Source organism: Micromonospora sp. NPDC002389, assembly GCF_040296095.1.
Lineage (GTDB): Bacteria > Actinomycetota > Actinomycetes > Mycobacteriales > Micromonosporaceae > Micromonospora.
The window spans coordinates 1-18359 of the sequence record NZ_JBEOWP010000026.1; the positions used below are offsets into that span (position 1 = coordinate 1).

Annotated in this window: 18 protein-coding genes and 1 tRNA gene; 13 read left to right on the forward strand and 6 right to left on the reverse strand. The window is 72.4% G+C overall.

What is annotated here, in order from left to right:
• Window positions 1–697 precede the first annotated feature (697 nt).
• Entirely contained in the window at window positions 698–2026 is a 1329-nt protein-coding gene (locus tag ABT008_RS29045; protein ID WP_350700293.1) for a D-arabinono-1,4-lactone oxidase, read from the reverse strand.
• 223 nt (window positions 2027–2249) lie between these two features.
• Between ABT008_RS29045 and ABT008_RS29050 the strand changes: the two genes are divergently transcribed.
• Window positions 2250–2897, forward strand: a complete 648-nt coding sequence (locus ABT008_RS29050; protein WP_350700363.1) for a TetR/AcrR family transcriptional regulator — start codon at window positions 2250–2252, stop codon at window positions 2895–2897.
• Window positions 2898–3018: 121 nt separating this feature from the next.
• Here the strand turns inward: ABT008_RS29050 and ABT008_RS29055 are convergent, their stop codons facing one another.
• Window positions 3019–4227, reverse strand: coding sequence for an amino acid deaminase/aldolase (locus ABT008_RS29055; protein WP_350700295.1), 1209 nt, complete (start codon window positions 4225–4227; stop codon window positions 3019–3021).
• A gap of 400 nt (window positions 4228–4627) precedes the next feature.
• On the opposite strand from ABT008_RS29055, the gene tmk reads away from it, so the two are divergent.
• From tmk to ABT008_RS29090, 7 genes are all read left to right on the forward strand, one after another.
• On the forward strand, window positions 4628–6688 hold the full coding sequence (tmk, locus tag ABT008_RS29060) for a dTMP kinase (protein ID WP_502890519.1): 2061 nt from the start codon (window positions 4628–4630) through the stop codon (window positions 6686–6688).
• Window positions 6688–7950: a DNA polymerase III subunit delta' gene (locus ABT008_RS29065; RefSeq protein WP_350700297.1), complete on the forward strand. Its 1263-nt coding sequence runs from the start codon at window positions 6688–6690 to the stop codon at window positions 7948–7950. The genes tmk and ABT008_RS29065 overlap by 1 nt, the downstream gene beginning before the upstream one ends.
• Before the next feature lie 155 nt (window positions 7951–8105).
• The gene (locus ABT008_RS29070; protein WP_350700299.1) at window positions 8106–8435 is read left to right on the forward strand and encodes a YbaB/EbfC family nucleoid-associated protein; all 330 of its coding nucleotides are present in this window, start codon (window positions 8106–8108) and stop codon (window positions 8433–8435) included.
• 1 nt (window position 8436) lies between these two features.
• Window positions 8437–8742, forward strand: coding sequence for a type VII secretion target (locus ABT008_RS29075; RefSeq protein WP_350700301.1), 306 nt, complete (start codon window positions 8437–8439; stop codon window positions 8740–8742).
• Window positions 8742–9437, forward strand: a complete 696-nt coding sequence (locus tag ABT008_RS29080) for a hypothetical protein (RefSeq protein WP_350700303.1) — start codon at window positions 8742–8744, stop codon at window positions 9435–9437. The genes ABT008_RS29075 and ABT008_RS29080 overlap by 1 nt, the downstream gene beginning before the upstream one ends.
• A gap of 343 nt (window positions 9438–9780) precedes the next feature.
• Entirely contained in the window at window positions 9781–10647 is an 867-nt protein-coding gene (locus tag ABT008_RS29085) for a PSP1 domain-containing protein (protein ID WP_350700304.1), read from the forward strand.
• 48 nt (window positions 10648–10695) lie between these two features.
• On the forward strand, window positions 10696–11199 hold the full coding sequence (locus tag ABT008_RS29090) for an AAA family ATPase (RefSeq protein ID WP_350700306.1): 504 nt from the start codon (window positions 10696–10698) through the stop codon (window positions 11197–11199).
• A gap of 89 nt (window positions 11200–11288) precedes the next feature.
• On the opposite strand, the gene ABT008_RS29095 is transcribed toward ABT008_RS29090, so the two are convergent.
• On the reverse strand, window positions 11289–13127 hold the full coding sequence (locus ABT008_RS29095) for a metallophosphoesterase (RefSeq protein WP_502890517.1): 1839 nt from the start codon (window positions 13125–13127) through the stop codon (window positions 11289–11291).
• Between the two features lie 125 nt (window positions 13128–13252).
• Here ABT008_RS29095 and ABT008_RS29100 point away from each other — a divergent pair.
• Window positions 13253–13326: transfer RNA gene (locus tag ABT008_RS29100), tRNA-Thr, on the forward strand.
• 108 nt (window positions 13327–13434) lie between these two features.
• On the opposite strand, the gene ABT008_RS29105 is transcribed toward ABT008_RS29100, so the two are convergent.
• Window positions 13435–13704 (reverse strand): hypothetical protein, encoded by a 270-nt coding sequence (locus ABT008_RS29105; RefSeq protein WP_350700308.1) that lies wholly within the window; start codon window positions 13702–13704, stop codon window positions 13435–13437.
• A gap of 311 nt (window positions 13705–14015) precedes the next feature.
• Here ABT008_RS29105 and ABT008_RS29110 point away from each other — a divergent pair, with 311 nt between their 5' ends.
• Entirely contained in the window at window positions 14016–14432 is a 417-nt protein-coding gene (locus tag ABT008_RS29110) for a VOC family protein (RefSeq protein WP_350700310.1), read from the forward strand.
• On the opposite strand, the gene ABT008_RS29115 is transcribed toward ABT008_RS29110, so the two are convergent.
• Complete coding sequence (locus ABT008_RS29115) at window positions 14423–15040, reverse strand: pyridoxamine 5'-phosphate oxidase family protein (protein WP_350700312.1); 618 nt, start codon at window positions 15038–15040, stop codon at window positions 14423–14425. The two genes, ABT008_RS29110 and ABT008_RS29115, sit on opposite strands and share 10 nt — an antisense overlap.
• A 166-nt stretch (window positions 15041–15206) precedes the next feature.
• Here ABT008_RS29115 and ABT008_RS29120 point away from each other — a divergent pair, with 166 nt between their 5' ends.
• Genes ABT008_RS29120 through ABT008_RS29130 form a run of 3 tightly spaced genes read left to right on the forward strand, consistent with a single transcriptional unit; the run spans window position 15207 to window position 17344 of the window.
• A complete protein-coding gene (locus ABT008_RS29120; protein ID WP_350700369.1) occupies window positions 15207–15713 on the forward strand; it encodes a DUF2231 domain-containing protein in 507 nt (168 codons plus the stop codon).
• A 38-nt stretch (window positions 15714–15751) separates the two neighbouring features.
• Window positions 15752–16228 (forward strand): Hsp20/alpha crystallin family protein, encoded by a 477-nt coding sequence (locus ABT008_RS29125; protein ID WP_350700370.1) that lies wholly within the window; start codon window positions 15752–15754, stop codon window positions 16226–16228.
• A gap of 9 nt (window positions 16229–16237) precedes the next feature.
• Entirely contained in the window at window positions 16238–17344 is a 1107-nt protein-coding gene (locus tag ABT008_RS29130; RefSeq protein WP_350700314.1) for a glycosyltransferase family 9 protein, read from the forward strand.
• Window positions 17345–17402: 58 nt separating this feature from the next.
• Here ABT008_RS29130 and ABT008_RS29135 read toward each other — a convergent pair whose 3' ends face one another.
• On the reverse strand, window positions 17403–18254 hold the full coding sequence (locus ABT008_RS29135; protein ID WP_350700316.1) for a glycosyltransferase family 2 protein: 852 nt from the start codon (window positions 18252–18254) through the stop codon (window positions 17403–17405).
• Between the last annotated feature and the right edge of the window lie 105 nt (window positions 18255–18359).

The window sequence follows — 18359 nt, forward strand, 5'->3', positions numbered from 1 at the left end:
CAGTCCTCCACGCTCAGCACCTCCCGATGCTTCCGGAAGGGGTCAAAATTCAACCGGAACCACGGGGTCAGTTTTCAGGCGGAGCCGACACCCGGGCTGGGCTCGGCTGGGCCGGACGAAGCTGCGACACGGGCAGAAGACCCGACGCTCACCCCACGGCCCGCCCCCGGTCAGCGCGGCACTCCCCACAGACCGTCCCGTGCGGGGCGACGCACCCCCGATGGGCCGGTCTGGCGGAGTTGACCAAGGAGTTTGCGCCTTCAGACCTGCTCCTCCGAGACCAAAACTCCTTGATCAACGCGGGCGTCAGCGTGTGGGCGGTGCGCTTGCGCGTGGACGGGGCAAGATCCGCGCAACTTCAGCGATACTGCTGTCTCCGAGGGCGCCTGAGGCAGCAGTATCCGTGAAGTTGTGCGGATCATGATGAGCCGCGAGGGGTGTGCGGACCCGGTGCACACCGTCGGACGCCCCCCGGGCGGCACGCACGGTCCCCGGGCGGCACGCACGGTCCCGATCTTGGCACGAAAGCACCCCCGGAAGGGCAGCCCCCCGAAAGGGCAGCCCCCGGAAGGGTGCTTTCGTACCAAGATCGGTTTCGGCGAGATCGCAATCCACCAAGTCACGTCCCGTGACGATCGCACCTCTTCAGCATTGTGAAGCGTCAGGATCGCTCACCCTGCCAGGATCGGTGGGTCGTTCAGGTCGTGGGGTGGCGGCCCAGCAGGGTGTCCAGGTATGGGGTGGTGAAGGTTCGGTGTGGGTCGAGTCGGGCGCGGACCTGCTGGAACTCCGACCAGCGCGGATAGGCGTCGGCCAGCGAGGCGGCGTCGCGCCAGTGCAGCTTGCCCCAGTGTGGGCGTCCGGTCAGGGCGGTCGCCACCTGCTCGAAGGCGCGGAAGTACGGCTCGTACGGCGTCCCGACGTATTGGTGCACCGCGATGTACGCCGACTCGCGGCCGTACGAGTGCGACAGCCAGATGTCGTCGGCGGCGGTGAAGCGGACCTCGATCGGGAACAGCACCTTGAACGGCAGTTTGTCGATGATCCGGCGTAGCGCGTCGAGTGCCTCGGGAAGGGCGTCGCGCGGGAGTGCGTACTCCATCTCGGTGAAGCGGACCCGGCGCGGGGTGCAGAAGACCGTGTCGGAGCGGCCGGTGTAGGCCCGCTCGCTGAGCACCCGCGCGCTGACGGCGCTGATCGGCGGGGCCAGGGCCGGTACGGTGCGGCCGAGCCGGCAGGCGGCGGCGAAGACGCTGTTGGCCATGAAGTCGTCGTCCAGCCAACTGCGCCAGCGGGGCAACGGTCGGTCGTCGGCGGTGGTCCGGTCGTTGGTCTTGAGCTGCACCCGGGTGGTGTACGGGAACCAGAAGAACTCGACGTGGTCGTGCTGCTCGATCAGGTCGGGTAGTCCGGTGAGCACAGTGTCCAGGTGTTCGGGTCGTTCGTGGGCCCGCAGCACGAAGGCGTCCACGCAGCGCAGGGTTACCTCGACCAGGACGCCGAGGGCGCCGAGCGAGATCCGGGCCGCGTCGAACACGTCGGGGTGTTGCTCGGTGGAGCAGTGCAGGATCTCGCCGGTGCCGGTGACCAGGGTCAGCGCCTCGACGAAGGTGGCCAGTCCGCCGTATCCGGCGCCGGTGCCGTGGGTGCCGGTGGAGATCGCGCCGGCCACGGTCTGCGCGTCGACGTCGCCGAGGTTCGGCAGCGCCAGGTGGTGCGTGGCGAGCAGTGAGTTCAGTTCCCGCAGCGTCATCCCGGCCGGTACGGTGACCTGGCGTCGATCGGTGTTCACGCGTACGTCGACGGCTAGTCGGCTCAGGTCCATCCGCCGGCCGTCGGCGACCGCGACGGGGGTGAAGGAGTGTCCACTGCCGACCGGCCGGATCCGTTCACCGGCGGCGGTGGCGGCGCGCACCTGCTCGGCCACCTCGGCGACGGATGTCGGGCGCAGGACGGCGGTCGCCACGCTGTGCTGGTTGCCGCCCCAGTTGGACCAGGCGGTGGGGGTGCGTCCGGTGCCGACCATGGCGCGCTCCTCAAGATGAATATGAACCGAGTTCATATCAGGAACGTTCTTCCTGGTAAATACCGCAATCGACATCCGCTCGTTATACCGGTAGTCACGAACTCGTGACGTGCAGATATGTTCATCCGTCGAAGGGGGGTGGCGAGTGTCAACTTCAGCCGCCACGACCGGCCCATTGCGTCGCGTACCAGTGCAGGGCCGTAGCGTCGCGCGCGTCCAGCGGATGCTGGACGCCTGCGCCGAGCTCGTCGACGAGGTGGGGTACGAAGGGCTGACCACCACCTTGCTCGCCGAGCGGGCCGAGGTGGCGATCGGATCGGTCTACCAGTTCTTTCCGGACAAGCGGGCGATCGTGCAGGCGCTCACGCTGCGCACGATGGAGTCCTACCTCCAGCGGCTCGACGAACGCTTCGCCTCGGACGACCTGACACACTGGTGGGACGGGGTCGACGCGGGCATCGACGAGTACATCACGATGCACCGCACCGTTCCCGGCTTCCGTACCTTGCACTTCGGCGACGTGGTCGACCTGCATCTGCTCGACGAGCAGCGCGACAACAACGGGGTGATCGCCGACCAGTTGGCCCGGGTGCTCACCGAGCGGTTCGGGCTCGCCGACGTTCCTGACCTGCGTTTCCACCTGGAGATCGCGGTGGAGGCGGCGGACTCCCTGATCAAGCTGGCGTTCCGCCGCACGGCGGACGGTGACGACCGGGTGCTGATCGAGGCCAAGGCGCTGATCCGGGAGTACCTGCACCGTCAGATGGAGGCGCGGGGCGACACCGGCCGCCGGCCGGTCGGGCAGCCCGCCAAGCCGGGCGACGACCAGATCGCCGAGTCCGCCGAGTCGTCGGCCAAGCAGCGCGCCTGACCTCACCCGACCCGGCGACGTAGCCCGCGGGGAACCCGCCCGGCCCGCCGGATCGGCAGCTCCGAGCACACCTCGCCACGACTCCGGCGGAGAACCTCGCCGTGGTCCCGGTGCGGCCTGCTCAGAGGAAGGCGTGTCCCTCGCCCCGATAGGTCGGTACGGTGCCCACCACGTGGTCGCCGTCGACCAGGTGCAGCTCGTTCACCCGTTCGCACAGCTCGCCGGACTTGGCGTGGCGGAACCAGACCCGGTCCCCGACGCGCAGGGTGGCGGCCGGCGCGCCGGTCAGCGGCGTCTGCACCTCACCGGCACCCTCGGCGCCGAGCAGCTTGAGGCCGGTCGGCAGCCACGGGCGGGGCAGTCGGCTGTCGGCGGCGGAACCGGAGGCGATCCAGCCGCCGCCGAGCACGGTGGCCAGGTCGGGTGCCGGTCGGCGGACCACCGCGCAGGCGAAGAACGCCGCCGGGGTGGGCCGCCAGGTGCGGTACGCGTCGAACAGCGTCGGCCCGTACAGGCCCGATCCCGCGGTGACCTCGGTGACCGCGGGATCGGCGCTGGTGGCGGCCACGCTGCCGGTCCCGCCGCCGTTGACGAACTCCAGGTCGGCGTGTTCGCGTACCGCGGCCACCGCCGCACCCCGGCGGGCCAGCAACTCGCGGTACGACCCGCGCTGGGCCACCCGGATCGCGGCGCCGAGCACCGCCTGCCCCGGCGGGGCGTCGCCCAGGCCGGCGATCTGTGCCTCGTACGACATCAGGCCGACCAGCCGGAATCCCGTTCGTCGGGCGACGGTGGCGGCGAGCCGTCCGGCCGCCCGGGCGGTGTGCACCGGCGAGCGGCGGACCCCGACGTGCACCCGGCCGCCCAGCAGTCGCCACGAGGCGTCCAGGTCGAGGCAGACGCGCAGCTCCGGGCGGTGGCCCGGGGCAGTCACCGTGTCATAGAAGTCGAGCTGGTCGGCGTCGTCGACCATCAGCGTGATCGCCGCCGCCAGCGCCGGATCGGCGGCCAGCTCGGCGAGTGCCCCCCGGTCGGCGGTCGGGTACGCCACCAGCACGTCGGCGGTGACCCCGGTCCGGACCAGCCAGATCGCCTCGGGCAGCGTGAACGCCATCACCGACCGCCAGCCCGGGCGGGCGAGCGCGCGGGCGATCAGGTCCCGGCAGCGCAGCGACTTGCTGGCGATCCGCAGCGGCTTGCCGGCGACCCGCGAGGTCAACGCGGCGGCGTTGTGGTCGTAGGCCGTGAGATCCACCACCGCGTACGGGGGGTCGAGGTGCGCGGTCGCCCGGTCCAGCCGGTGGCGCAGGTTATCGCTGTCGGTGGCCACGTGTGCACGCTAACTGTGAAACGGTGAATGCGAAACACCCTCGCATCTGACCGGCCGGGATCGGGTTGGCAACCGCGTCCTAGGCTCGGCGAGCAGGTGATGCGCGACGGGGAGAGGTCCCCGTCGGGACTAGAGTGTTCCACCGGGGGTGCCCAGCGATGGGCCGGCACGTGGAGGTACGGCCATCGAAAGCCAGTTCAACGGCGAGTCGTCCGGCGTGTCGCCGTCCACGGACCAGCCCGCCGGGACATCCGGCCGGGACACGACCGGCTTACCCGGCGGCGGTGCCGCCGGCCAGACCGCCGACCCGAAGAGTCCACCCGCCGCCCAGGCCGACCTGTCCGGCTACGGCGCGATCCGCTCGGTGCTGCGCATCCGCCCGTTCCGTCGGCTCTGGATCGTGCTCGGTGCCGCCTCCTTCGGCGACTGGCTCGGCCTGCTCGCCACCAGTGTCTTCGCCGCCGCGCAGGTGGAGGGCAACACTGCCAAGGGAGCCGCGTTCGGTGGCGTGATCGCCATCCGGCTGCTGCCCGCGCTGGTCCTCGGCCCGTTCGCCGGGGTGCTCGCCGACCGGTTCGACCGCCGCTGGACCATGGTCATCTGCGACGTGCTGCGGTTCGTGCTGTTCGCCTCCATCCCGCTGTACGCACTCACCGGTGCCAGCGGCGCGCGGGTGGTGAGCTGGGCGGCGATCGCCACGTTCCTGATCGAGACGGTCACCCTGCTCTGGATCCCGGCCAAGGAGGCCGCGGTCCCGAACCTCATCCCTCGGGCCCGGCTGGAGACCGCCAACCAGCTCACCCTGATCACCACGTACGGCCTCACCCCGGTCTTCGCCGCGATCGTGCTCTCCTCGCTCGACGGCGTCATCCGGGCGGCCACCGGCGGCGAGATGCCCTCCTGGGCCGAACCGGCCCAACTCGCGCTCTGGTTCAACGCGTTCTCCCGGCTCGCCACCGCCCTGGTGGTGGCGTTCGGCATCAAGGAGATCAGCCAGGGCCAGACCGACGAGCAGGACCGCACCGAGCAGAGCATGCTGCGCCAGTTCGCCGAGGGCTGGCGGTTCATCGGGCAGACCCCGTTGGTACGCGGGCTGGTCCTGGGCATCCTCGGCGCCTTCGCCGGCGGCGGCATCGTGATCGGCACCGCCCGGTTCTTCGCCGCCTCGCTCGGCGCCGGTGACGCCGCGTTCTACCTGCTGTTCGGCGCGATCTTCGTGGGCCTCGCCCTCGGCATCGGGCTCGGTCCGATGATCGTCCGGGACATGTCCCGGCGGCGCTGGTTCGGCATGAGCATCGTGCTGGCCAGCGCCTCGGTGATGACGCTTGCCTTCGCCTTCCACCTGTCCATGGCGCTGGTCGGCGCGATCCTGGTCGGCGCCGGGGCCGGCATGGCCTTCCTCTCCGGCACCACGCTGCTCGGCGGCGAGGTCGCCGACGAGGTACGCGGCCGGGTCTTCGCGGTGGTGCAGATCGGTACCCGGCTGGTGCTGATCCTGGCCATCGCGCTGGGCAGCCTGCTCGCCGGAGTCGGCGGCTCCCGTACGTTCGAGATCGCCGACCTGGGCATCTCGGTCTCCTCGACGCGGCTGCTGCTGCTCGTCGCCGGTGCCGCCGGGATCTTCGCCGGGATCAGCGCGTTCGGGCAGATGGACGACAAGAAGGGCGTACCGGTCCTGGCCGACCTGTGGGGGTCGATCCGGGGTCGCCCGCTGATGCCGGCCGAGCCGTTCGTCTCGGCCGGGCTCTTCGTGGTCTTCGAGGGCGGCGAGGGCGCGGGCAAGTCGACCCAGCTCGCCCAGCTCGCCGAGCGGCTGCGCGGCGACGGGCGGGACGTGGTGGTGACCCGGGAACCGGGCGCGACCGCCGTCGGCTCCCGGATCCGGTCGATGGTGCTGGACACCACCGGCGACGAGGCGCCCTCACCGCGCGCCGAGGCCCTGCTCTACGCCGCCGACCGGGCCCACCACGTGGCCACCGTGGTCCGTCCCGCCCTGGTCCGGGGCGCGGTGGTGATCAGTGACCGGTACGTCGACTCGTCCCTGGCATACCAGGGCGCCGGTCGTACCCTGCCGGTCGACGAGGTCTCCTGGCTCTCCTCCTGGGCCACCGGTGGGCTCAAGCCCGACCTGGTGGTGCTGCTCGACGTCGACCCGCGGACCGGGCTGTCCCGGGTGGCCGCGCGGAGCCAGGCCGCCGACCGGCTGGAGGCCGAGTCGGTCACCTTCCACGAGCGGGTCCGGTACGCCTTCCTCGACCTGGCCGCCGCCGACCCCAAGCGGTACCTGGTGCTCGACGGCTCCCGTCCGGCCGAGGAGATCGCCGAGCGGGTGGCCCGCCGGGTGGAGGAGCTGCTCGGTGCCCCCGGCGGCATCGACCACCCGGACCCGGCGAACGGTCCGGACACCTCGGTCCAGCCCGAGTTATCCCCATCGGAGCTGGTGACGACGGAGCGAACTTGATGCCGGACGCCTTCGCCGACCTGGTCGGGCAGGACGAGGCGGTGGAGACGCTGCGCCGCGCGGCGTCGGCCGCCGCCGCGGTGCTGCGTGCCGCCGACGGCCCGGACACCACCGGGCCGACGGTGTCCCCGGACGGCCCGGACGAGGGCGACGGTACGCCCCCGGGGATCGACCCGGGCGCGGGGATGACCCATGCGTGGATCTTCACCGGGCCGCCGGGATCGGGGCGGTCGGTGGCGGCACGCGCCCTCGCCGCCGCGTTGCAGTGCGTCCACGGCACCGGCTGCGGCACCTGCCCGGGGTGCCACACCACGCTCGCCGGCACCCACGCCGACGTGCGGCTGGTGGTACCCGAGGGACTCTCCATCGGCGTCAACGACATGCGGGCGCTGGTGCTCCGGGCGGCCAGCACCCCGTCCGGCGGGCGCTGGCAGGTGGTGATCATCGAGGACGCCGACCGGCTGACCGAGGCGGCCGGCAACGCGCTGCTCAAGGCCGTGGAGGAACCGCCGCCCCGGACGGTCTTCCTGCTCTGTGCGCCGTCCACCCACCCGGACGACATCTCGGTGACCATCCGGTCGCGCTGCCGGGTCGTACCGCTGCGACAGCCGTCCGCCGAGGCGGTCGCCGAGGTGCTGGTACGCCGCGACGGCATCGCGCCCGACGTGGCCCGGTGGGCGGCGGCGGCCACCCAGGGGCACGTGGGGCGGGCCCGGCGGCTGGCCGGCGATCCGCAGGCCCGGTCGCGGCGGGACGCGGTGCTCGCGGTGCCGCGTCGGCTGACCGGGGTGGGTGCCGCGTTCGACGCGGCGTCCGCGCTGATCGAGGCGGCCGAGGCGGAGGCCGAGGCGTCCGTGGCCGAGCTGGACGCGGCCGAGCGCGCCGCGCTGGAGACCGCGCTCGGCGCGGGCGGCACCGGCCGGGGCGCGGCGGGCGCCGCCCGAGGGTCCGCCGGCCAGTTGAAGGAGCTGGAACGACGCCAGAAGTCCCGGGCGACCCGGGCCCAGCGGGACGCGCTGGACCGGGCCCTGGTCGACCTGGCCGCCTTCTATCGGGACGCACTCGCCGTCGCCTGGGCGGCGCCGGTGGCGCCGGTGCACACCGACACCGCCGACCTGGCCGACGCCGGTGCCCGCAAGTGGCAGGCGGAGGGGGCGCTGCGGCGCCTGGAGGCGGTGCTCGCCTGCCGGTCCGCGATCGAGTCGAACGTCAAGCCCCGGATCGCGGTCGAGTCGATGATGCTCGCCCTCTGGAAGGGCTGACCCCCGCGCACCACCGGATGCCGAGTCCTGACGGGGCGGTCAGCTCCGGGATCCGCGCAGGCATCGACACGCCCAATTCTGGTGCGGTACGGTCCGGTGTGCCGTGGTGACGGCGGCGGTACGCACAGTGAGGACGGCTGGGGAGGAGTCCGCTGATGCCGCGGGGCGAGATCGACGAGGCGTGGATCGAGGAGGCGGTCCGACGCTACCGCCGGATCGAGTCCCTCCAGGCCGAGTTCGACCAGGCCGTGGCGACGGTCGAGGTCACCGTCCGGTCGCCGGACGGACTGGTCGAGGTGGTGGTGACCGCCGGTGGCCGGATCACCGACGTGCGTTTCCTCGGCCCGCTGCACACCCGCCAGCCGCGCGACGTCGCGGGTTCGGTGCGGGCCGCGGTGACCGCTGCGGCGGACGCCGCCCAGTGGGCCCGGGAGAAGCTGCACAACGAGACGTTCACCGCCTACCGGCCACTGACGGGGGCGTGAGATGGACACCCTTCGTGCCCTGGCCGCACGCCTCGACGAGGCGAGCGCCACGCTGACCGCGCTGTCCCGCTCGGTCACCGCCGCCGACCCCGCGCAGGTCTCGTTCGGCGCGGACGCGCCCGGGCGGCCCGGTGAGATCGGGCGGGCGCTGCACCGGCAGTGGGTCAACGCCACCGGCGACCGGGCCCGCGAGGCGCACGCCGCCGCCGCGCAGTTGTCCGCGACGGCGACCGCGCTTCGCCAGGCCGCCGACCGGTATTCCGACACCGACTCCGCCGCCTCCCGCCGGTTGGCCGGGGAGAGGTGATGGACGCCCTGGACCGGCTCGCCGAGCCCGGGATGGACCTGCTGCGCCGGGTCGACACCCTGCTCGCCGCCGGGGTTCCGGAGGGCCACCGGGTCTGGCCGCTGCTGCGCCGGATGCAGGTGCTGCCCGGCGACGCCCTGCGCAGCTTCCTCGACCTGCGGGCGGCACCGTTGGCCGGTGCCGGGCACACGGTGCGCCGGCACGTGCACGGGTACGACCACGCCTGCGCCACGCTGACCGATCCGCTGCTCTGGTCCGGGCCGGCCGCCGCCGCGTACGGGCAGTCCCGGACGATGCTGCTGCGCCACCTCGACGACGGCCCGGAGAGCCTGGTGGGGCGGCTGGAAGCCACCGCCGGGTACGCCGACGCCCTCGCCGACTGGGTGGAGGGCAGCCGGCTCGCCGTCGCCCGCACCCTGGCCGAGGTGATCGGCTCGGCCGAGGCGGTCTCGGTGGTCGCGGCCACCACGATCACCCGCGAGTCGCCGCATTCCGGGCCCTCGTCGCCGGGCACGCCTGCCGCCGCCGAGATCGCGGCCCGGGTGCTGGCCGTGCTCTGCGTCGCGTACGACGGGGCGGAGACGCTGCTGCGGCAGTGGGCCCCGAGCCTGGCCGAGTCCCCGATGCGCGCGGCGTCGCCCCGGTTCCGCCCCGGCACCGCCCCGGGCGGGTCGACAACCCGCGTCGGCTGGTAGCAGCCCGGGCGGCCGGACTATCCCGGTTCACGGCCGTCGGTCGGGCTCGGCGGGTGGGCGGGTGCGCCGGCACGCAGCACGGCGCCGCACGCGGGTGCCCGGTGAGGCCCTCGCGGCGGCGCCGTGACTTCCCTGCACCCCCCGCAGGTCTGTCCCCACACTCAACGCTGTCGCGCCTCGTTTGTCCCGCCCGTGACGGAGGATTCAGCCGTCCGGTCCGCCATCGTCGTACCGGTAGGTGGCACGGGATCGGTCGAGTCGACAGTCATGGATGATTACGCGGTGCGGTCACCCCTCACCTCGGCCCGACGGAAAACCGGCGGCGCGTCGTAGGGTGAGGAGCATGGGCATGCTCTGCGCGGTCAGCTTCCAGCGGTACGGGCGTCTCTACTACCTCGACCCGGGTGACTTCCGACCGCAGGTCGGCGACAAGGTGCTGGTGCCCACCGACGACGGGCCCGAGGTGGCGGAGTGCGTCTGGGCCGCGCAGTGGGTCAGCGACGACACCGAGGGCTTCCCCCGACTGGCCGGGCTGGCGCAGGAGGAGGACCTGCGCCGGGACGAGACGCTGCGGCGTCGCAAGGCGGAGGCGAAGGTCGCGGCGAAGCGGCTGATCCGGGAGCACGGCCTGCCGATGAAGGTGGTGGCGATCGACCACGTGCTCGGCAGCGCCGACGGCGGCGGCGAGCGCAGCACCATCTACTTCACCGCGCCGCACCGGGTGGACTTCCGTTCCCTGGTCCGCGACCTCGGGGCGACCCTGCACTGCCGGGTGGAGCTGCGCCAGTTGTCGGCCCGCGACTCGGCCCGGGTGCAGGGCGGCATCGGCTCCTGCGGGCGTGACCTGTGCTGCGCCACCTTCCTGAACGACTTCGAGCCGGTCACCATCCGGATGGCCAAGGACCAGGATCTGCCGCTCAACCCGCTGCGCATCTCCGGTGCCTGCGGCCGGCTGATGTGTTGTCTCAAGTACGAACATCCCCTGTACGCGAAATTCCAGGAGTCCGCGCCCGAGGTCGGCAGTCGCGTCTCCACCCCCAAGGGTGAGGGCCGGGTGGTGGGCCACAGCGTGCCCCGCGACGCCGTCACCGTACGCCTGGACGCCGACGGCTCGCGCTCCCTGTGCTCCCGCGCCGACGTGTGCGGTTCACGCCGCGCCTACGACAGCCGCGACCAGTCCGGCCCGGAGGGTGTGGCGCCCCGGCGGTGACCCGTGCGGGGACGGCGCCTGCCGTGCCCCGCTCGCTATCCTGCCGCGATGGGTGTGCGGAACTATCTGGTCGAGGGTGTCTCCGGCACCGGGAAGACCTCGGTCTGCAAGGAGCTGCAACGACGCGGTCATCATGCCGTCAACGGTGACCGGGAGCTGGCGTACCAGGGCGACCCGGAGACCGGTGAGCCGGTGGACGGTTTCGGGCACGAGCACCACATCTGGCGGATCGAGGACGTACGGGCCCTGGTCGCCCGGGACGACGAGCCGCTGACCTTCTTCTGCGGCGGGTCCCGGAACTTCTCCAAGTTCATCGACCTCTTCGACGGCGTCTTCGTCCTCGACGTCGACCTGGAGACCCTGCGGCGGCGGCTCGACGCGCGGCCGACCGAGGAGTGGGGCGGACGACCGGCGGAACGCGCGCTCATCGAACGGTTGCACCGGACGAGGGAGGACATCCCCAGCAGCGGCGTCCTGATCGACGCCACCGCGCCGTTGAGCAGCGTCGTCGACGACATCCTCCGGCATGTGACGGTTTCTCCGAGAACCTGAGCACAGCGCTCCGCCGAGCCCTCCGTACCGACCTCCTCCTGGACCACCGACGAGGGCGGCGGACGCGCCCACCGCCCTCGTCGGTGCGGTCAGCGCAGGACGACGGGAGGTTCGGCCAGGCGGGGACGCAGCGGACGGGCCGGGGCGAGCCAGGAGGCTTCGGGGGAGTCGTCGGGATTGACGCGCCACCGGCGGCCTACCCGGTCGACCGCGATCGGATAGAGGGTGAGCGTGCCGTCCGGGTCGATGCGCATCCGCACGAAGCCCTTGGCGTCCTCGATGCCCTGCCCAGCGAAGAGTTCGTTGACGTTCACCCCGAACGCGCTCGCGACCAGCAGGTACCCGGCCACCAGTTGACTGGCCACCAAACCGATCACCGGCAGGTAGACCGTGGCGGCGGCCACTGCGGGCAGCGGCCAGGGCCAGTCGTGGAAGGGCAGCGACAGCCACGCCCAGGTGCCGGCGGCTCCCAACCCGACGTGGGCCAGCCCGTGCCCGACACCCAGCAGCCAGTGCCGGGCGTGCCGTTTGCCGCTGGAACTGGGCGGCTTGGCGAACATGGCCGCCGCGAGCACGGTCACCAGCACCATCGCCACCAGCGGCACGCTGAACAGCCGCTGCTCGGAGGCCTCCGCACGGAAGTCGGTCACCCCGGCCATGGAGAGCATCAGCAGGGTGTGCAGGATGCCCAGCAGAGTGGAGAAGCCGGGATTGCGCAGCGGCAACCGGCCGAAGATCCCCCAGCCGTACCGGCGGGAGCGGGCCGCGTCGGGGTAGCGGGCGGCCAGCTCGTACGCGCGAGAGGGGCTGGACCGTCGGGCCAGGGTGTCCCGGGGCGGCACCTCGATCTTCTCGGGCAGTTTGTGCGTCGGGTACAGGTAGGCCCCGCCACTGCCCGAGGTGACCAGTTGTCGGCCGTCCGGCCCGGTGTAGCGGGCGTAGTGGTGCAGGTCGCCGGAGATCAGCAGGCGTACCCGGGCGCCGGTGGGCGCGACGATGGTCCGGATGAAATAGTCGATCGAGTCGTACGCGGTGGGCTGGTCGACGGCCTTCACCCAGGCCGGAGCCGGCACCGCCAGGATCACCTTGCTCTGCGGGCCCAGCTTCTCCGCCACCGCGTCGAAGTAGGTGAGCTGCGGATCGTCGACGTACGAGCCGGACTGGTCGTCGAGTCCGAGCAGCCACCAGTCGGCGGGCAGCTCGGCGGCGAAGTACGAGCGGGACTGGCCGGTCCGCCAGCCGCCGAAGTGGCGGTCCCGGGTGCGGACGAACAACCGCAGGAACGCGGTCAGCCCGTCGTACCAGTCGTGGTTGCCGGGCACCGCGAAGATCGTCGGCTGCTCCGGCGGCGTGGTCGGCAGCGCCGCCTGGTACGGCCCCTTGCACCGGTCCTCGTACGCCTCGTACGCGGCCGACGGGTAGACCTGGTCACCGCCCATCACCAGGGTCTGCGCCCGGGGCAGCCGGTGCCCGTCCACCTCCAGCTCCCGCTGCGCGAGCAGGTACGCCACCGAGTACGTGGCGTTGAACCCGTCGCCCAGGTCGGCCACGTAGTCGAGCCAGAGCCCGCCGTCCGGCCCGACCTCACGGGCGACCTCCGCGTCCAGCGCCTTCTGGAGTTCCCGCTTGTCCAGGTACGCCCCGAACAGCACCGCCAACAACGTCCGCAGACCGGTGCTGATCAGCAGGAACGGCGCAAGCCACGGCACCGGCTTACGCGGCGTGAAGCCCAGCTCCAGCGGATCGGTGCTGCGCGGCCGTCGCGCCGCCCGCCCCCCGGACGCCTCCTCGGCGTACGGCCCCAGCGGCGCCGCCCGACCGCTGGCCGGCTCCGGCTCGGTCGCAGGCTCGGTGTGGGCTTCGGGACGCGTACCGTCACCGGGCGGAGGGTCGACCGGTTCGTCTCGGGGGATGTGGTCGTCGGTCACCCGCCGGAGCGTAGCGCCGCACGGTGGGGCGTGCCGACCCCGAACGTGCCCGTTGTCCGGTTCGCCGAGTCCGGGGAATCCCGCTCCGCCCCGGCTTGGTGCGTGCCGTACACTTGGCGATCGTTGCCGCCTTAGCTCAGTCGGCTAGAGCGACGCACTCGTAATGCGTAGGTCGACGGTTCGATTCCGTCAGGCGGCTCGATTGGAAGGGCCTCTGGCCTCGGGAGGAATCCCGGGAGCCAGAGGCCCTTTCCTATGCCTTCACGCAGAGGTCACCGGTTCGAGCCCGGGAGTCGCCACCACAGCACTACGGATTCGACACGCCCTCGTTGAAGCCCTCGTTGAAACCCTCCATGAACGCCGAGAAGGACCCGGTCAGCAGGCACCCCGCACAGCACAGCGCGATCAGCATCGCCGGCAACGCGATCCACAAGACGATCGCCCACCCCCCGAGACCAGCGGCCTTGCTCGGCTGCTGCTGGACATACACCATCGGCGGCGGCTGAGGCGGGTACTGGTGCGGCGGATAGTGCGGCTGCTGGTGCGGCTGCTGCTGGTACGGGTCGTGAGGATGCATCCGGCCATCGTGACCACGCACCGACTCACGCGGTACCACCGATCGGTACATCCCGGACCACCGAAGAGGGCACAACGAAGCGCAACAACGAGGGGAGTCAAGAATCCGCACGAGCGTGCGGGATCTGGCACTGAGGGGACGGCGGGAAGGCTCGTGGGGTCCAAAACCGCACGAGCGCGCTGCTGTGGTGGACGTCGAGGAGCCGGGGCGGGGCACGGGTCCGACTCCCCGGCGGCAGCTCCCGCCCCGTGTCACAGGTGGCGCCCATACTCGACGGCACCATGCTCGCGAAGACAGTCGGAGGTCCTGCCGTGCCGTACGCACCAGTCGTTGTCAGCCTGCCGATCGCCGACCGGCAGGTCTCGCACGACTTCTACCGGGACGTCCTCGGTCTGCCCACGATCGGTGAGCCGGCCGAGGACGGCCTGCCCGAGCCGTTGCAGTTCGAGGTCAACGCCGGGTTGCGCCTGATGCTGGTGCCGACCGGTGGCTTCGGCTGGGTGCTCGGCGGCCGGGAAGTGGCCGACCGCCGGCACAGCGAGTGCGTACTCGGGTTGACCGTGGCCGGTCCGGCCGAGGTCGGCAGCCTGGTCTCCCGCGCGCGTGACGCCGGTGCGGAGGTGGTCACCGAGCCGGGGCCGCAGCCCTGGGGTTACACGGGCACCTTCGCGGACCCGGACGGCCACCTGTGGATGGTCGACGCCGCCGGTGGGGCCGGTCAGGCGTAGAGCTTGCGGGCGTACTCCGGGCCGTAGTGGCGCTCCAGGTCGGCCAGGGTCTCCACCGGGTTCTGCACCTCCTTGATCAGGCGAGCAGTGCTGGGCAGCGGGTCCGCCGGCCAGCTCTCCGGCTGCCACAGCCCGGAGCGGAGGAACGCCTTCGCGCAGTGGAAGAAGATCTGCTCGATCTCCACCACCACGGCGAGCACCGGACGGTGCCCCTTGACCACCATCTGGTCGAACCAGGGCGCGTCGCGCAGCAGGCGGGCCCGCCCGTTGATCCGCAGCGTGTCGCCACGCCCGGGGATCAGGAAGATCAGCCCGACGTGCGGGTTCTCCAGGATGTTGCGGTAGCCGTCGGCCCGCTTGTTGCCGGGGCGCTCCGGGATGGCGATGGTCCGGTCGTCCAGCACGAGGGTGAAGCCGGCTGGGTCGCCCTTGGGCGAGACGTCGCAGGCGCCGTCCGCCGCGGCCGTGGCCACCAGGCAGAACGGCGACGCGGCGAGCCACTGCCGGTCGCGCTCGTGCAGGGTGGTGCGTTCCTTGTCGGCGGCGCGAGGTGTCGGGGTGCCGAGCAGCTCCCGCAACTCCGCCAGCGAGGTGATCTCTGCCGTCACTGTGTGCCTCCCCGTGAAGTTGAACCCGGTGGCGGCATCCAGGCGAGAAACCGCCACGGTCAGTGTAGGCGCGCCTACTGTGATGAGCTGTCCCCTGATGGGCGGGGGTGTGGCCGTGACACGAGCCGTCGACGGCGCAACGACCCGAGCAGTGGAGGCCCGGAGCATGGAGAGTCGACTCAAGATACTGGGCCACCCGGTGCATCCGATGCTGGTGATGTTCCCGGTGGCCCTGCTGGTCACCGCCGTGTTGTTCGACCTGATCGACACGCTCGGCGGACCACGCTTCCTCGGCGAGGTGGCGTACTGGAACATCACCGTCGGGTTGGTCGGCGGCCTGCTGGCCGCAGTGGCCGGGGCGTTCGACCTGCTGGCCATCCCCGCCGGAACCCGCGCGAAGCGGGTGGGCATCACCCACGCCGTGGCGAACCTCGCGGTGATCCTGCTCTTCGCCGCCGTCTGGGTGGTACGCCTCAACGCCGACTCGCGGGCCGCCGGTGGCGCACTGATCGCGATCGAGGTGGTGGCGCTGGGCATCCTCGGCGTCAGCGCCTGGCTGGGCGGTGAACTCGTCGACCGGCTCGGCGTCGGTGTCGACCGGGACGCCCACCTCGACGCGCCGAGTTCGCTCCGTTCGGCACCGGCCGGCCAGCCGACAGGTGGTCTGCGGTGACCCGCGGTTGGCGCGGCGGTCAGCAGGGCTGGGATCCGATGGGCGAGTTGCAGTCGCTGCGCGCCGAGCTGAGTCGACTGCTCGGTGGCCGCCCGGGGCCGCCCGAGGTCGAGTTGGGCGAGATCCCCGACGGCTGGGAGGTGCTGGTCCGGCTGCCCGGCGTCGCGCCCGAAGAGGTGGCGGTCGAGTTGGACGACCGCGAACTGTGCGTACGGGCCCGGACGGAGGCCGAGGTCAACGCCGATCACGGCATCCCCGGCGGATTCGAGACGCGGGGCTTCGAGTACCGCATACCGCTGCCGTCGCGGGTGGACCCGGAGGGCATCGACGCGGTGATGGACCACGGCCTGCTGCGGGTACGGCTGCCCCGGGCGACCCGGCCCGCGCCCCGCACCATCACCGTCGGTCGCACCGGCCCGTACCCGACCGCCACGGGTGCCGCCCGGGGTGTCGACCCGGCGGCGGACCGGGAACTCCACCAGCCGGATGTCGCCCCCGGCGAGTACGACCGGTAACCCCCTGCCGTGGCCGCCCCGGATCTGCTCGCCCCGGCCACCGGGCTGGTGCCCGACGTGGCCCGGATCGCCGTGTTGCGGGCCAACGCTCTCGGTGACTTCATCTTCGTGTTGCCGGCGCTGGACGCGTTGCGGACCGCGTACCCGGGGGCGGAGATCGTGCTGCTCGGCGCGCCGTGGCACGCGGAGCTGTGGACCGACCGGCCGGGCCCGGTGGACCGGGTGGAGGTGGTGCCACCGGCGCCGGGCATCCGGGCGGCGGGCCCCGGCGAACCCGAGTCGAGCATGGTCGACTTCCTGGCCGCCGCCCGCGAGCAGCGCTTCGACCTGGCGCTGCAACTGCACGGCGGCGGGGCGAACTCGAACCCGCTGGTCGCCGCGCTCGGTGCCCGGGTGACTGCCGGACTGCGCGCCGAGGACGCCCCACCGCTGGACCGGTGGCTGCGGTACGTCTACTACCAGCCGGAGGTGATCCGCTACCTGGAAGCGGTGGCGCTGGTGGGCGCCCCGGCGACCACGATCACCCCGACGCTGGCGGTGACCGAGACGGACCGCGCCGAGGCTCGCACCGTGCTCGGCGAACCGGCGCGCCCCCGGGTGGCCCTGCACCCCGGGGCCACCGACACCCGACGCCGCTGGCCCGCCGACCGGTTCGCCCGGGTGGCCCGGATGCTGCACGCCGACGGGTACGAGGTGCTGGTCACCGGCACCCCGGCCGAGCAGGACGTGGTGGACCAGGTGGTGGTGGCGGCCGGAGTTCCGGTCCGTCCCCAGGTGGGCACGCTCAGCCTGGGCGGGCTCGCCGGCTGCTACGCCGACTGCGAGTTGGTGATCTCCAACGACACCGGCCCGCTGCATCTCGCCGGTGCGGTCGGCACCGCCACGGTCGGCATCTTCTGGGTCGGCAACCTGATCACCACCGCCACCGGGCTGCGCGGGCGACACCGGCCGATCACCTCGTGGACGGTGCACTGCCCGGTCTGCGGGGTGGACTGCACGCCCGGCATCTATCCGCACCGCCCCGGCGACGGCGACTGCCAGCACCGGGACTCCTTCGTCACCGACGTACCGGTCGTCGAAGTCCTCGAAGCCGCCCGCGAACTGCTGTTCCGCTGAGCCCGGATGTAGGGAGGGGACCCCTACTAACGCCTCGTGTATAGGAAGGGTCCCTTCCTTACATCAGCACCTCCCATGCCTCGACGTCGCGTTCGGTGACGGTGGTCGGTGACTCCAGGTGGTAGGCCCCGCTGGGCAGGACTCCGGCACCGCCGTACCGCGCCATCACGGTGATCTGGGCGGCGACGTCCTCGCCCTGGTGGCGCTCCTGCACGCGCCGCCAGAACTCGAAACCGCCGCACTCGACCAGCTTGGCGCGGTCGTACAGGACGCAGCCGCCGATCCAGGAGACCTGGTACGCCCGCCAGCTCCCCGTCGGCACCTCCAGTGCCTCGGTGACGTGCAGCAGGTTCGCCGCCGAGTGGATCTGCGCCCGGTCCCACTCGGGGGTGCCCGGACGGATGCGTTCGGGCACCGGCGCGCCGCTCCACTCCCGGTAGTGCCGGTGCGTCTGCGGGCGTACGTCGTCCAGGTACGACAGTCCGTGCACACCGTTGCCGACGAATCCGCAGCCCAGTTCCTGGATCGCGGTGACCAGCCGGGACAGCGTGCCCGGTTCCAGCCAGACGTCGTCGTCGAGGAAGAGCACGTACCGGGCGGCGGACGCGGCGAGCAGGGCGGCCCGGTGTTCGGCCAGCCCACGCCGGGGAAGCCGACGGGTCAGCAGCACCGGATGCCCGCGATACCGCAGGGCGCGGACCATGGTGGCCGCCGCCGGGTGGGCGTACCCGGGGTCGCCGTCGGACTGGTCGCTGACCACCACCCCGAACCCCGGCACCCCCTCCTGAGCGGCGAGCCCGGAGAGGGTGACGGCGAGTTCGGCGGGCCGGTCCCGGGTCGGGACCAGGACGTCGAGCAGACGGTCGGCGCGGAAGTCCGCGTGGTCGCCGGTGTCGAGCGGTCGGTTCACGGCGCCTTGCCGGTGGTCGGTGGGACGCCAGCACCGGGTACGGCCACACCGCCCGGACCGGCGGCGACCTCCTGACCGGCGGCGACCGCGCCACCCGCAGCGACC

Excerpts from the sequence above, each read along its gene's own strand:
- ABT008_RS29045 (WP_350700293.1), bottom strand. The coding sequence starts at position 2,026 with ATGGTCGGCACCGGACGCACCCCCACCGCCTGGTCCAACTGGGGCGGC.
- ABT008_RS29050 (WP_350700363.1), top strand. The coding sequence starts at position 2,250 with ATGCTGGACGCCTGCGCCGAGCTCGTCGACGAGGTGGGGTACGAAGGG.
- ABT008_RS29065 (WP_350700297.1), top strand. The coding sequence starts at position 6,688 with ATGCCGGACGCCTTCGCCGACCTGGTCGGGCAGGACGAGGCGGTGGAG.
- ABT008_RS29070 (WP_350700299.1), top strand. The coding sequence starts at position 8,106 with ATGCCGCGGGGCGAGATCGACGAGGCGTGGATCGAGGAGGCGGTCCGA.
- ABT008_RS29075 (WP_350700301.1), top strand. The coding sequence starts at position 8,437 with ATGGACACCCTTCGTGCCCTGGCCGCACGCCTCGACGAGGCGAGCGCC.
- ABT008_RS29080 (WP_350700303.1), top strand. The coding sequence starts at position 8,742 with ATGGACGCCCTGGACCGGCTCGCCGAGCCCGGGATGGACCTGCTGCGC.
- ABT008_RS29085 (WP_350700304.1), top strand. The coding sequence starts at position 9,781 with ATGGGCATGCTCTGCGCGGTCAGCTTCCAGCGGTACGGGCGTCTCTAC.
- ABT008_RS29090 (WP_350700306.1), top strand. The coding sequence starts at position 10,696 with ATGGGTGTGCGGAACTATCTGGTCGAGGGTGTCTCCGGCACCGGGAAG.
- ABT008_RS29105 (WP_350700308.1), bottom strand. The coding sequence starts at position 13,704 with ATGCATCCTCACGACCCGTACCAGCAGCAGCCGCACCAGCAGCCGCAC.
- ABT008_RS29120 (WP_350700369.1), top strand. The coding sequence starts at position 15,207 with ATGGAGAGTCGACTCAAGATACTGGGCCACCCGGTGCATCCGATGCTG.
- ABT008_RS29125 (WP_350700370.1), top strand. The coding sequence starts at position 15,752 with ATGGGCGAGTTGCAGTCGCTGCGCGCCGAGCTGAGTCGACTGCTCGGT.